This window comes from Lactobacillus kullabergensis (assembly GCF_000967195.1).
Taxonomy (GTDB): Bacteria; Bacillota; Bacilli; order Lactobacillales; family Lactobacillaceae; genus Lactobacillus; species Lactobacillus kullabergensis.
Genome location: NZ_KQ033871.1, coordinates 281,962 through 295,701, shown reverse-complemented (window position 1 = coordinate 295,701; position 13,740 = coordinate 281,962). Strand labels below are relative to the sequence as shown.

The 13,740-nt window shown below is 35.0% G+C and carries 15 protein-coding genes and 1 tRNA gene; 3 read left to right on the top strand and 13 right to left on the bottom strand.

Features of this window, described 5'->3' with window-relative positions:
- Nucleotides 1–37: 37 nt before the first annotated feature.
- From JF76_RS01890 to JF76_RS01860, 6 genes are all read right to left on the bottom strand, one after another.
- Complete coding sequence (locus JF76_RS01890; protein ID WP_045927584.1) at nucleotides 38–898, bottom strand: zinc metalloprotease; 861 nt, start codon at nucleotides 896–898, stop codon at nucleotides 38–40.
- A gap of 833 nt (nucleotides 899–1,731) precedes the next feature.
- Nucleotides 1,732–2,886 carry a hypothetical protein gene (locus tag JF76_RS01880; RefSeq protein WP_045927583.1) on the bottom strand — a complete coding sequence of 385 codons (1,155 nt, stop codon included), beginning with the start codon at nucleotides 2,884–2,886 and terminating at the stop codon, nucleotides 1,732–1,734.
- A 30-nt stretch (nucleotides 2,887–2,916) separates the two neighbouring features.
- Entirely contained in the window at nucleotides 2,917–3,648 is a 732-nt protein-coding gene (locus JF76_RS01875; RefSeq protein ID WP_045927582.1) for a hypothetical protein, read from the bottom strand.
- 73 nt (nucleotides 3,649–3,721) lie between these two features.
- Nucleotides 3,722–4,291, bottom strand: coding sequence for a hypothetical protein (locus JF76_RS01870; protein WP_045927581.1), 570 nt, complete (start codon nucleotides 4,289–4,291; stop codon nucleotides 3,722–3,724).
- A 25-nt stretch (nucleotides 4,292–4,316) separates the two neighbouring features.
- Nucleotides 4,317–4,871 carry a hypothetical protein gene (locus tag JF76_RS01865; protein WP_045927580.1) on the bottom strand — a complete coding sequence of 185 codons (555 nt, stop codon included), beginning with the start codon at nucleotides 4,869–4,871 and terminating at the stop codon, nucleotides 4,317–4,319.
- 33 nt (nucleotides 4,872–4,904) lie between these two features.
- Nucleotides 4,905–5,159: a hypothetical protein gene (locus tag JF76_RS01860; RefSeq protein WP_045927579.1), complete on the bottom strand. Its 255-nt coding sequence runs from the start codon at nucleotides 5,157–5,159 to the stop codon at nucleotides 4,905–4,907.
- Between the two features lie 237 nt (nucleotides 5,160–5,396).
- On the opposite strand from JF76_RS01860, the gene JF76_RS01855 reads away from it, so the two are divergent.
- On the top strand, nucleotides 5,397–5,579 hold the full coding sequence (locus JF76_RS01855; RefSeq protein WP_045927578.1) for a YlcI/YnfO family protein: 183 nt from the start codon (nucleotides 5,397–5,399) through the stop codon (nucleotides 5,577–5,579).
- 544 nt (nucleotides 5,580–6,123) lie between these two features.
- Here JF76_RS01855 and JF76_RS01850 read toward each other — a convergent pair.
- Both JF76_RS01850 and JF76_RS01845 read right to left on the bottom strand, forming a co-directional pair.
- Nucleotides 6,124–6,196: transfer RNA gene (locus JF76_RS01850), tRNA-Thr, on the bottom strand.
- Between the two features lie 67 nt (nucleotides 6,197–6,263).
- Nucleotides 6,264–7,022 (bottom strand): NADPH-dependent oxidoreductase, encoded by a 759-nt coding sequence (locus JF76_RS01845; RefSeq protein ID WP_045927577.1) that lies wholly within the window; start codon nucleotides 7,020–7,022, stop codon nucleotides 6,264–6,266.
- Nucleotides 7,023–7,162: 140 nt separating this feature from the next.
- On the opposite strand from JF76_RS01845, the gene galE reads away from it, so the two are divergent.
- Nucleotides 7,163–8,155 carry a UDP-glucose 4-epimerase GalE gene (gene galE / locus JF76_RS01840; RefSeq protein WP_045927576.1) on the top strand — a complete coding sequence of 331 codons (993 nt, stop codon included), beginning with the start codon at nucleotides 7,163–7,165 and terminating at the stop codon, nucleotides 8,153–8,155.
- Nucleotides 8,156–8,192: 37 nt separating this feature from the next.
- Here galE and JF76_RS01835 read toward each other — a convergent pair whose 3' ends face one another.
- On the bottom strand, nucleotides 8,193–8,741 hold the full coding sequence (locus JF76_RS01835) for a GNAT family N-acetyltransferase (RefSeq protein ID WP_045927575.1): 549 nt from the start codon (nucleotides 8,739–8,741) through the stop codon (nucleotides 8,193–8,195).
- 186 nt (nucleotides 8,742–8,927) lie between these two features.
- On the opposite strand from JF76_RS01835, the gene JF76_RS01830 reads away from it, so the two are divergent.
- Nucleotides 8,928–10,298 carry an amino acid permease gene (locus tag JF76_RS01830; protein ID WP_045927574.1) on the top strand — a complete coding sequence of 457 codons (1,371 nt, stop codon included), beginning with the start codon at nucleotides 8,928–8,930 and terminating at the stop codon, nucleotides 10,296–10,298.
- Between the two features lie 119 nt (nucleotides 10,299–10,417).
- On the opposite strand, the gene JF76_RS01825 is transcribed toward JF76_RS01830, so the two are convergent.
- Genes JF76_RS01825 through JF76_RS01810 form a run of 4 tightly spaced genes read right to left on the bottom strand, consistent with a single transcriptional unit; the run spans nucleotide 10,418 to nucleotide 13,566 of the window.
- Entirely contained in the window at nucleotides 10,418–10,780 is a 363-nt protein-coding gene (locus tag JF76_RS01825; protein ID WP_045927573.1) for a DUF956 family protein, read from the bottom strand.
- A 6-nt stretch (nucleotides 10,781–10,786) separates the two neighbouring features.
- Nucleotides 10,787–11,701, bottom strand: coding sequence for a PTS system mannose/fructose/sorbose family transporter subunit IID (locus JF76_RS01820; RefSeq protein WP_045927572.1), 915 nt, complete (start codon nucleotides 11,699–11,701; stop codon nucleotides 10,787–10,789).
- A gap of 27 nt (nucleotides 11,702–11,728) precedes the next feature.
- On the bottom strand, nucleotides 11,729–12,538 hold the full coding sequence (locus JF76_RS01815) for a PTS mannose/fructose/sorbose transporter subunit IIC (protein ID WP_045927571.1): 810 nt from the start codon (nucleotides 12,536–12,538) through the stop codon (nucleotides 11,729–11,731).
- A gap of 17 nt (nucleotides 12,539–12,555) precedes the next feature.
- Nucleotides 12,556–13,566, bottom strand: coding sequence for a mannose/fructose/sorbose PTS transporter subunit IIA (locus JF76_RS01810; RefSeq protein WP_045927570.1), 1,011 nt, complete (start codon nucleotides 13,564–13,566; stop codon nucleotides 12,556–12,558).
- Nucleotides 13,567–13,740 lie beyond the last annotated feature (174 nt).

Here is a 13,740-nt window from a genome sequence, read left to right as displayed (position 1 = left end):
ATGGTCGTTAATATGGTCGATATATTGATGACAGAAATTAGTTTTGGTAAAGAATAGCTAAATCATTGATGTAATCTTGGTCGATAGCTGCATGAGTTGAGTCAATTGTATTTGTGCTTTCAGTATATGTAGTAGGGTTCATTATGTTGTTTATGTCAGAATGCGTATGTTCTAATCCTACGGCATGTCCTAATTCATGTAGTATTATTTTATTCAATTCTAGTGGATAGTTTCCATTAGAATGACTATTTATTGTAGGGTTGTATAATTCTATTGTTGCAGTTTCTATTAAATCTAAGTTTTTGTATGTATCACCTGTGCTTTCAAGACGTGTTTTTGCCGAAGCTGTTTTATTTTGTTCTATTGGAACAATTGTTATGTTTGCTTTTTTAGTGGTAATAGTTAGATTAATAATGTTTAAGTTGTTAATTTGATCTATTGCACCTTTAGCAATCTGTTGTTGTTCATTTGTTAAGGCTTGAATATTCACGGTTATGTTAGTTTTTGACCATCTATCGCCTTCTAGGTTGTAATTTGCAATGATGTCTTTAGTAAATTTTTTTACTTTAGGTACGTCATAAGTGCTAGTGGCTTTTTCAACTCTTAGTTCATCAGAGTCAGTGGTTGAAGAAGAGTGTTTCTTCATTTTATGACCAATGAAAACACCTTTCTTTTTGTTGTAGGTGTAGCTGTAACCGGGTTTGAATTCATCGTAGTATTTAGCAATGACGTAAGCTTTCTTTTTAGTCTTTTTAGTTTTCTTGTGATGTTTCTTAGCATTAGCTGAAACAGTAGTTAAATTAGTAATAGTGGTTGGTGCAGCGGTTGCGCTAGCAGTAATAAGCGCTAAAGCGACAATGGCAATTTTGATAATTTTTTTATTTAATTTGATGTTCATGATGCATTTATTCTTTCTCAAAATAATTGATAACTTAAAAAATTAAACTATGCTTCCCTCAATATATCATTACTGTCAGACTTGAAACAAGTGTCAGTAAGATTTTTTAATGCTTATATTGCTTAATAATAAAATGTCTAACTTTTTAGTTGCACTTCAAAATTTTAACTTTATCTTCGGGTTTTTATGTTTCCGATCATTCTTATAAATCAAAGAAACTAGCTTTAAAGTATAAGCAAAAGCACTATCATAATTTTATATACTAAAATTGCAAAGGATTAACACCCAGCAAAAGGACGTTAATCCCTAGTTAGTCCAACTATTTCTGCAATTATTTAATAACAAAAATCAGCCTTGATTTACCTTCGTAAAACGTTGATAAATCAAGGCTTATTAATTTAAACGATTTTTCTGAATATTAGTTGCTTATCAGAACTTGAAAATGAACTTTTATATAAAAAGCAACTAATATTCGATGAATTATTAAAAATTTTTCTTTTATTAATTCGTATTACTCCACTTAAATTCTTGATGATAACCTGCTTGCTTTAGCCAATGCGCAACCTCACAGGCAAGTAATAAGCACGTCCACCAGGCAATTGATGAAATGGCATACTAGATTTTCTAGGCTTATATAATAAAGTTGTGCTGAAATTAAAATATTGGCATAAATCTTTGCCGTTTAAAATTTTCATCTTTATTTTCCTTATATAGAAAGCTCACTACTACACTGCAACCTAAATAGAAAGAAATAAAAATGCTAACTTAGAGCATAAAATGCAACCAAATAGGGGCTGTTGCAAAGCTAGTTCTGGGCTGGTTTATGCTTATCACTATGGAAACATAGAAGAGCTATAACCATCAGCATAAGTAACAACGGTAGCAACATGTTTTTTACCTTTATAAAATTCATAAAAAGTGCTACGCCCATGATCAGGTTCGCCATATACACTAACTAGATCACCATTATTATAGCTTCTCTTTACTTTGGCATTTTTTGGAACACCAAGCTTACGTAAAGTCTTTTGAGAAATTTTAATTCGTTTTTTACTCATTCGCCAAGAGTCGGCTTTATCGGCTTTTAATATCCCAATTTTATTTTTGAGTGATTTACGATATTTTTTAACATTAGTTTTTGTACTAAAACTTGCTAAATATTTATCTGCTTTTTGATAGAGTTTAATAGCCTTATTGATCGACTTTTTATTATAGGTTGAGTATTTTTCTCCTTTTTTGACAGTGGTATTGTAATATTGTTTAATTTGTTTTGCTAATTTTTTCTTTTCTAATTCTGCAGCAGTTTCAGTATGAATAGTTTTAAGATCTAAACTACCATCAGCTTTTTTGGTTACTTTTTGCTGATTAGATAAAGTATAGTGTACCTCGTTAAAGTTATAAGTTTCTGCTGTTATATATGCATCCTCAGGAATATGCAATTTTTTTATATCATTTACACGTAAGTACAAATTTTTATCAGTAATGTTCTTAGATCGATCTTTATCATAAACAAAGTTTTCAGTTCCTTTAACATACTTGGAACTATCTTCACGTACTGTTCTTTGAGCCGCATTAATTCTTTGTTTCAATTTCTTAAGAGCCGTGAGATATTTTGAAATTTTAAGACCTTTAACTTTCTTAAGAGAATCTTTTTCACTGTCTAATTGCTCAATTCCATCATTTATAGCTGCTTTAACCTGCGAGCTTAAATCAGATATATTGCAAGCTTTTGTGGCCGTATCATAGAATGATTTTAAAAGTTTATTATATTTTTGCTTCTTTTTACTACTGACTTTAGAACTACTTAATTCAAGGCAATGGTCATCGAGATCGTTTCGGAGCTTACTCATTTTTTCTAGAGTTTTTTCTACCGGATCAATTACAATTTTTGCAGCATATACGACAGAGGTTGTTTTTGTGTAACCAAGCAGTGGCATTATTGTAATTGTGCATGCAAACAGCACTTGCAACAATTTTTTATTAATTTTCATGTTTAGTTTTCCCATAAAGATATACCCTTTCTACGTCCAATTAAATTCTATACCTCCATCAACATCTTTAGTGATTGTTTGATCATTCGAAAGTTTATATTCTATACCACTAAAATTTGAAAATGCATACTCATATGTAATATCCGCAACCTTAACATCTGCTGGAATCTTGATGTGCTCAAAGTCTGCTAACTTTTTTAAATCATCTTCTCTTAAATACAGATTCTTCTTTTTGAAGATTTTTTGTTGGTGCTTAGTTAATGAAGATTGATAATCCAAGCCGTCAAAAAGTTTTACCTTAGGAGAATTATTCGCAATTTCCGCTTTTCTAGCTTTGTTGATTTCCTTTTGATATTTTTTCAAAGTTTTTAAATACTTTGAAGCTTTAGACCATGTACATATTTTTTTACAAAGTTTGATAGAATCGATAGCACTGTTAACCAGACCATAGGCATTCGTACCTAATTTATTCATCTTAGGATATGTTTTAACTACTATTTTGTAATATGCTTTGATGAGTTTATCAGTTTTTCTTTTTTGTTTAGCGGATACTTTTTTTCCTTGGTGCATTCTATAATCTAAGTCATCAGCGTAGTTGCCCAGCTTATTCGATACAGTATCAGCTATATTACCCATGTCAAATTCTTTTTGTGCTCTTTTAGAAAGAATTTCAGCAGAAACAACTTGCTCAGTAGCAACTACAGGCGTTATTAACATCGAACACGCAATAGTTAGCATTATCAATTTCTTAATACTTTTCATTAGCTTTTACCTCCCTGTAATTAACTAAAATAAGGACCCGCAAAGAGTCCCTATTTATCACCTTATTAAAAATCTACTGAATAGATTCTTTAATTGTTTTCTTCAAAACCTTTTTACTTAAGTGACATTTCTTTAATAAAGCCTTGCCGATCTTTTTTGACGTGTTCTTGCTAAATAAACCCCAATAGCGCTTTACTGTTCTACCTGGATGGCGATAACCAATTAACAAAACACGATACTTTTTTCCTTTGTAAGAAATGTTCTTAACTTTTTCATTATTAACATCTTTTACAATTTTCTTTGATTTCTTATTCTGTATTGTTTGAATCAAATCGTAATTATTCTTACCCAATTTCTTATATTCAGTTTTAATGCATTCATTTTTGGAATCTTCCCTACTATTCTCATAAAGAGTATCAGAGTATGCCTCACCAGCATCAATGCTTTTTTTAGTGCCTAATATATAGAAATAATTTGAGTCGTGTTTATTTAAGTCATACCATTTACCTCTAAGTGCTTTAGGTGGATCCTGATATTGTCCGTCGGCTTTAACTGTTTGCTCTTCATTCTTATTAACAGTTGCAACAGTGGCAATTAAGCCCACACTAGCCACTAGCGTTATTAAAACCTTTTTTATTTTCATTATCTTGCTCCTTTAGTTTAGAAACCTATGCATCCTTGATGCTTTGCAATACATATTTCAGTTTAAATTTACTTAAATGACACTTCTTCACTAATTTTCTAGCATCTTTTTTACTAATTCTGTGATTAAACATTGGAGTATAGGAAATACTCTCACGTTCACCAAGGTCGTCCCAATAATCAATTAAAACTTTATATTTTTTATTTTTATAGCTAGCTTTTTTAAGCTCAAACGTTGAACCCATGAACGAACTCTTACTTCCGTCCTTGTTATGCTCTTGGTTTGTTATTTTATATTTGTTTTTACCTAATTTTTTCCATTTAGCAACGTTTTTTTTAACCTCAAATAACCCTTGACCCCATCTAATGACTGATGAAACGGATTTAGTATACCTGACCCGTGGCTTTTTTTCACCAGCATAATACCATTTCCCACGCATAAATTTGGGCGTGTCCATGTTCGATTCATACTTCATTTTTGCTGCATGGACTGTTTGTACTTGACTTGTACTAATACTGCCAGCACTTGCAACTAAACTTAAACTTGCAACTAATGCCACTATGGCTTTTTTTAATTTCATAGTTTTCTCCTTTTATTCTTTTATATGAAAATCCTATTCCAAAAAATCTGATACCTTGACACCATTCATGATAGTATCTGGTGTTAAGTCTATTTCTTCAAAGCCGCCCCAGCGATACTCAAACACAATTTTATCGTCTGACCAGAAATTTTTTTGTCCAGTAACCTTCTTTACATCCTTATATATTTTAGTACCGCTAGCTCCGCGAATAACGATTACCTTATTGTCACCACTTTCCAAAGTAAGATCCACTTGGCTCGCATATAGTTCTACATCAAAATTCGTCATCATTTTTCTCCTCTAGTACTCTAAAACTTACTAGTGAACAAACTAGGTAATAATATTCTCTTTTTCACAAATTATATTTCTGTATATTTTGCCTTAATACGATAAACATATTGTTCATTTAATATTACTTAGTAATTCACCTCCCTTATCTAGTAGTCACTGATTTGTCTTGCTTTATGCAATGCATATTTATTATGGATTACTCCTTACAATTATTCCAGACAGGAGGTGAACAAATTGGCATTTCAAATTAGATCAAATCGAAAAGAAACTGAAAATAAGACGATTCGTTTTCCATTGAGTCTTATTAAACAGATAGAAGAAGCAATTGAAGGAAAAGACGTTACTTTTTCTAGTTTCGTTATTCAAGCATGTGAATACGCTCTTAGTAATCTAGAAGATACATCCAAGAAGAAATAACTGAATTTCCTATAGTTCTATTTTACATTTTACATTATATTTTGCAATATTAAATATATTGCAAAATATAATTTTTATTTGTTAATTATTAATTAGTTACTGCCACATAAATACTATTCATATTAGCTGATCGTATATTAAAACAGTGTCTTATGGCTTTCTCATTGTTAGACAAGGCACTGTTTTAATTTTTATTTTAGTTTTTATTCACTTTAAAGACTATATTTATAATTTTGTTGAGAATTAGCAATAATATTGATTTATGCTCATAATTTTTCAAAGAATAGAGCGACTAAAATGTTAAACAATAATGGTGATATGATTTGTTTAATAATCTAACTAAAATAATTTGCACACAAAAAAGTGGTTATAAATACCGTTATATCAACCTAAAAGCCCACCTAAAAGTTTTTATCAAGAACACAGCTAAAAACGTGTTCCGTATTGTGTGCATAATTATCTTTAATAAACAAAAAATAACCTTAACTTACCAACAGAAAACGCTGATATATCAAGGATATTTAATCTAACATAAACTTCTGAATGCTGATTGCCAGAATCGAACTGGCGACCTTTTCTTTACGAGGGAAACGCTCTACCAACTGAGCTAAATCAGCAACTTTCACAACGTTTAAATTATACCAAAACAAAAAAAGTCGTGCAATCGAATGCGCGACTTTTATTTTATTTCCAATCTAGGCAAAGTTCTTGCTTGTGCAGCAATTTTGGCAACTCATCACGGTCAATTCTCTTATCGTTTAACTTGTCACCAGTTATTTGCTTGGTAAAAGAATCAATACGTCTATTAGCATCTCGCAAATCATAGTAAGTTGTAACGACTTGGTCATAGTCTTTCAAGTCTGCCACTTTAAAATCACGCGGATACTCATTTTCAAAAGTAGTAAATGCTAGCGGCAAGCGCGGCTTCAATTGCGGCTCTTGGTCAGGAATACCCACTTGCATCCCTAAAGCTGGAAACGTCAGTTTAGGCAAGTCAAGCACTTCCAACATTTTTAACGGGTGATCATTAATTGTGCCAAGTGGCACATAACCTAAATTCATACTTTCAACAGCATTAGCCACATTTTGCCAAGCAAGTAATGTGTCATCCATCCCCTGAAAGAAAATGTCAGTGGTATGAACACGGCCGTCATCTTTACCTAACTGGCGGCGAATTTGTTGGTTGCGGTATAAATCAACTATAAAGATAAACAAATCTCCTTCAGCACCAACATATTTTTGTCCGCACAATTCTCTGATTTTTGCCCTTTTACTTTCATCAGTAATATGAAGCATTGTCGCATTTTGCATAAACATGCTGGTCGCTGTATGTTGAAAAACGGTGTACAAAGTATTTAATTGTTCTGCACTTAGTGTTTGATCTTTAAATTTTCTGATAGAGCGATGATTAATTTGCTGGTTAATTGTGGAATTATGAATCATTTTGATACTTCTTTCTTGCTATCTTACTAAAAGTAACTTTATTGCAAAATGATTTTACTGTCAATAATTGTCTTTTAAATTAACAGACTGTGCTAAAATTTAGACAGAAGATCATTACCATATAATAATTGGAGGAATTTATGCGCGTTTTAGTTATCGGCGGTGCCGGGTATATTGGCTCAGTAGCTGTAAAGAAATTAATTGAACAAAATAATGATGTTGTTGTCCTTGACGCTTTGTACACTGGATACAGAAAGGCAGTCAACCCTAAAGCCAAGTTTTACCAAGGAGATATTGAAAACAAGTTTTTAGTCAGTCAAATATTGCGTCAAGAAAAAATTGAGGCAGTTATGCACTTTGCCGCTTATTCTTTAGTGCCTGAATCCGTGCAAAAGCCACTGAAATACTATGATAATAACGTTTCAGGTATGATCGCACTCCTGGAGGCCATGAAAGATGCCGATGTAAAATACCTCGTCTTTTCTTCTAGCGCTGCCACATACGGCATCCCTAAGAAATTGCCAATTACTGAAGATTCACCACTTAATCCGATCAGTCCTTATGGCGAAACCAAAGTAATGATGGAAAAAATTATACACTGGGCAGATAAAGCTGATGATATCAAATCAATTGCACTGCGCTATTTCAACGTTGCTGGTGCTGCAAGTGATGGGTCAATCGGAGAAGATCATTCTCCGGAAACGCATTTAATTCCTAATATTTTAAAAAGTGCTGTCAGTGGCTATGGTAAATTTACCATTTTTGGTAATGACTACGACACTAAAGATGGCACTAATGTCAGAGATTACGTTCAAATCGAAGATCTCATCGACGCGCATGTACTGGCACTAAAATACTTAGTTAAAACCAACAAATCCGATGTTTTCAACCTCGGAACTGCTCACGGTTATTCCAACTTAGAGATCTTACAGGCGGCTCGTAAAGTTACCAATATTGAAATTCCATATACTATGGGACCACGACGTGCAGGAGACCCTGACAGTTTAGTTGCCGATTCAGCTAAAGCCAGAACTATTTTAGGCTGGGAGCCACAACACGAGAGCGCTGAAGATATGATGGCAAGTGCTTGGAAATGGCATCAAACTCATCCTCAAGGATACGAAGACAAATAACAAAATTGCTGGTAAATTTTACCAGCAATTTTTTTGATTAGTTTTTAGGGTTAAATGTGATATATAACTCCATATCACAGAACTTACCGTGATACTTAACTTCATCTTTAAGCCTGGCCACATATTCAAAGTGCAGCCTCTCTGCAATGGCTCTACTAGGTTTATTATTATGATCTGCCAGTAATTTAATACTGTGTAATCCAAACTGGTTGAATGATACGTCTACTAACTTTTTAACGGCATGGGTCATTATTCCGTTACCCTGATATTTTTGTCCCAGCCAATAGCCAATTTCGCCGCTTTCATTTTTCAGCTTAATATTGTGCAGGTCAACCATTCCCGCTGGTTTGCCATTGACAAGAACAACTAGTACCAGTTTCTTATAATTAGCGGTGTCAACTCGCATTGCCTTAATAAAATCAACTTCATCTTTGACACTCGCTATCTTACCTGCCCAAGGTAAAAAATGTGCCAGCTGATCACGGTCATGGACAATAATTTCGTATAAAGCATCCGCATGACTGACTTCCGGTAATACCAAACTAATCTCCAAGTTATTAACAGTAAATTGGCCAATGGTAAACATTAAATCTTCCTCCTTAATTTATTTTTAATAAAATATATGATACTACAATTTGTCTTTAAATAAAGCCCTTTTTAACATAACAAAATTTACAATTTAGCGAAATTTTAGTTTGGTTAAAAACATACACTTATGTATAATGCTATAATTTAATAATGTAACTAATTTTTAAGTATTTGGAGTGATTTAATGAGCGAAGAAGAGGAAAATAACGGTTCTGGTTACGAACGAACCTTGACTAACGCGCATATTCAATTGATTGCCCTGGGTGGGACAATTGGTACTGGTTTATTTCTAGGCGTAGGTAATAGCATTAGACGAGCCGGTCCCAGTGTCATTTTGATTTATGTCGTTGTCGGTATTTTCTTATTTCTACTAATGCGAGCTTTAGGTGAGCTCATAGTTTCAGACTTATCCAAGCATACCTATATTGATTTTATTGAAAAGTACTTGGGTAAAAACACTGGATTTATTTCAGGTTATCTCTACTGGATCAGCTGGGTAACTCTGGGTATGGCAGAAATGACAGCCTTGGGAATATATTTTCAATACTGGTTTCCCCATTTGCCTACATGGGTACCTGGCTTAGTAACCATCGCAATTTTACTATTTATCAATTTGCTTTCTGCACGTCTTTTTGGCAATCTGGAATTTAGTTTTGCCATAATTAAAATTGTGACCGTTATTGCATTCGTGATTTTAGTGGCCTATTTGTTAATAACTGGTGGAAAAACCTCTTTTGGACCCGTTACTCTTGCTAACTTATCCACACATGGCGGCTTTTTTGCTAAAGGCGGCACCGGGTTCTTTTCCGGTTTTCAGATGGTTATCTTTAGCTTTGTTGGAGTTGAACTAGTCGGATTAACTGCTGCAGAGGCGCAAAACCCCAAAGTAACAATTAGAAAGGCTATTAATGAGGTTCCACTACGAATAATTTTATTTTATGTGCTTGCTATCATCGCTATTTTAGTAGTGATTCCCTGGAATAAAGTAGCAACTAACTCTAGTCCTTTTGTACAGACATTAGCTGCCACTGGCATCCGCAATGCCGGCTCAATTATCAATTTTGTGGTTATTTCTGCTGCTGTTTCCTCGACTAACAGTATTTTATACAGTGCAGGCAGATTGCTATTTTCCGTAACTTTTAACGGTAAGGGAAAATTTAACCAGACATTTGGTCACCTGAGAAGACAGCTGCCACAGAATGCCTTGACTTTATCCGCTTGCCTAATGGCTTTGGCCCCCTTAGTTATTATAATTATTGGGAATGAGGCGTTTAATTTTATTTCATCTACATCTACCAGTATGTTTTTAATTATCTGGTGTCTGATGCTTTTAACCCACATTTCCTACCGCAAAAAAACGCCAGCACAAGAATTAACAGATTTTAAAATGCCTGTTTTCCCTTTTTTGGACTACATAACACTGATCTTTTTTATTTTAATGATCATATTGTTGTTAATCTTACCTGAAAACAGAGTATCAATGATTTCTGCACTGTTAATCTTTATAGTTTTGTCAATCGTATCTAAAATTTGGCACGAAGAAAAGAAAGCATAGCAATTCAAGCTTTACAACAGAAAGTTGCTGATGAATTAGGTGTTGTCGGAGAAATAAGTATTAAAACCAAGAATTAAGTAAAAAAATTCCTAGACAATTAATTTTGTCTAGGAACTTTTTTATTTATGCATTATTCTTCTTTTGATTTTTTGCCATAATCCCAGTGCCTGTCGCATGCGATTGGCAGATACATATTCACGAATAGCGCGCAAAGTTTTTTTATTATTACGTGTTGTAAAAATAAATTTTCCGTTTGCACGGGTGCGAATTTCAAAACGTGGTATATAACGTCCGTGAAAATAAACATCCGCAACAACATAGGTAACTTCTTGCCACGGGATTTGGACATAATCAGAGATATTGCGATCATTATAGAATTCAAATGCCTTATCTCCGACCATTACTTTACCATATGTTGAAAACGAACGAAACCAAGTCGCATTTGCCGTTAAGTCAACTTTAGTATTTCTTGATTCAACCATTTTAGATTAAAGCACATGCAGAACATGCAAAACGACACCAACAACGAAGATGGCAATAATAATTACGATTGGTGAAACTTTCTTCTTTAACAGCCACATACACAGAAAAGTCAAAAGCAGTCCAGCTAAGCCAGGGATTAAACTATCCAAGTTGTTTTGCAAAGTAGTTACTTTAAACTTGGTTAAAGACAAGCCATTAGCTTGGTCAATTAGAGCCTGCTGAATCCCTTTAGCACCGGCTGGAAGTGAGCCCCAATCAATATAGCCACCCTTTTGGACAGGCGTCTTTGAAACAATCGGAGTGAACTTAATGTTAACCCAGCGTTCAATCAGGGAGCCTAAAACAAACATACCCATCATCGAAGCTCCACGGGTTACCTTTTGCAATAGACCACCAGACATATCATTAGTAATCGCAGAACCAGCCTTGTAGCCAAATTCCTGTGTGTACCACATGAAGGCCAATCTAATTACGTTCCAAATAACGAAGAACAAAATTGGTCCTAAAATATTGCCTTGAATAGCCATTGAGGCACCTAGAGCACCAACAATTGGCCGTACAGTGTACCAGAATACAGGGTCACCGACACCGGCTAAAGGTCCCATCATTCCAACCTTAACACCTTGAATAGCTTCATCTTCAACTTTAGCTCCATTAGCCTTATCCTCTTCTAAGGCTAAAGTAACACCTAGAATTGGCGATACTAAGTAAGGGTGAACGTTGAAGAAGACCAGGTGTCTCTGCAAAGCAGCTGCCATATCTTCTTTTTTAGGATAAAGTTTTCTCAAAGCAGGAATAAGTGAATATGCGTACCCACCGTTCTGCATTCTTTCGTAGTTCCATGAAGCTTGCAAAAATTGTGAGTGCCACATAACTTTGAAGCGGTCGGCTTTAGTTAATTTTATTTTTTTATCAGCCATTATAAAATCCTCCTCTTAAATATCACTCTAATAGTCATCTATGATATCGCCGAGTGGATCGCCGGTACCCTCATTATCAGAACTTGAACTGCCGTTATTGCCATTTTTTGACTCTAAAGCTAAGTACATGAGCGCCATCGCTAAACCGATTGCACCCAAAGCAATCAAAGTTAGATCTTTAATAGCTGCCAAAGCAAAACCGATGGCAAAGAACGGCCAAACTTCACGACTAGCCATCATGTTGATTACCATTGCGTAACCAACGGCAACAACCATGGCACCACCTATTGACATACCATCACTAAGCCATGCTGGCATTAAGCCCAGCCAGTATCTAACTTGTGAAGCAGGAATAGCTAACAGCAGTGCAGCCGGAATAGCGATTCTCAATCCCTGCAGACAAACATCAAGCCATTGCCACATATTAATTTTACGCCAATCGCCTTTTTTAGCATCAGCATCCATAATGTGGACAATACCAGTAGAAATTGTCCGAACGATCATAGTCAAAAATAGTCCGGCAACGGCCAGAGGCATGGCAATACCAGTAGCCATACCAATGCCCTTTGTTCCTTGACCACTTTGAACCAAGATGATAGCGGAAGCTACTGAAGCCAAAGCAGCATCAGGAGCAACAGCAGCACCAATATTTGCCCAGCCCAAGGCGATCATTTGTAAATAGCCACCTAAGATAACACCCAAAACCAGATTACCGGTTACCAGGCCGATTAGTGTACAAGCAACCAATGGTTGGTGGAATTCCCATTGGTCCAAGATGCCTTCCATACCTGCAAGAAAGGCAACTATGACAACTAAAATCATTTGAATAGCGTTCATTTTTTACTCCTATTCTCTTACTTGTTTTGTTCATCAAGCAAACTTTGAGCTTTATTTAAAATAGCTTCCATATTGCCCTCTTTATCAGTTGGAACTTTACGCACATCATACTTGATTCCCATTTTTTCAAGTTCGTGGAAAGTATCAACATCTTCTTGATTCATGGACAACACATTGTTAGCATTGACATCGCCTACTTTATAGGACATTGAGCCAACATTGACTGTCTTAATGTCGACGCCTGCTTTGATGACTTTTAAAACATCTTCTGGATTTTCAAAAAGCAGTAAGGCATGTGTGTTACCAAAGCGGGGATCTTTAGCGATCTCTACCATCTTTTTCAACGGAACAGTATGCGCTTTGACACCAGCAGGAGCAGCTTCACGAATCATGCTTTTACGCATTTCGTCTTTTGCTACACTGTCAGAAACAACGATAACTCGGTCAGGGTGCATGGTTGGTATCCAGCCAGTTGCCACTTGTCCGTGTAGCAATCGGGAATCAATCCGAGCTAAAACAAACTTAATATGACCATCACCAACAACAGTACCTTCAGGAATAGATTTCTTACTCTCTTTATTTTCAGAATTTGATTCCTTTTTTGTTTCTGTAGAATCTTTTGGCATTAATTCTGCAGGTTTAGTTTTAATTCCATTCTTAGCTGGCTCAACAATCGCCGTTGCAATTTGATGAGCGGTAATGTCAGGGTTTGTCATCCTCTGAGTTAGTGCTTCTACAACCATTGGTAGATTCATACCAGTGACAACCGCCCAATTTGGATGTTTTTCAAGCAAAGCATTTGCTTGATTAAATGGCGTACCTCCCCATAAATCAACTATTAACAAAACTTCATCTTGATTTTCAAATGAAGCAATTGCTGTTTCCATTTTGCTTCTTATATCATCAGGCCCTTCATCGGGCTTTAAAATGACATGAGCAAAATTGTCTTGTTCGCCAAACAGCATTTGCGCAGACTGCGCAATTCCATCGGCAAATCCACCATGGCTGGCTAAAACAATTCCTACCATGAGATTTCCTCCTTTAGATAAAATGTATCCGATAACATTGTACCGTGAAACAGGCTCTGTGTCACATTTTCTAACCATTACCTAACATTTTTCTAATATATAAGGACTAACACTTTATGCTTAATAAATAGACAAAAAAGAGAACCCGCAGGTCCTCTTTTCTCTCTTTGCTCG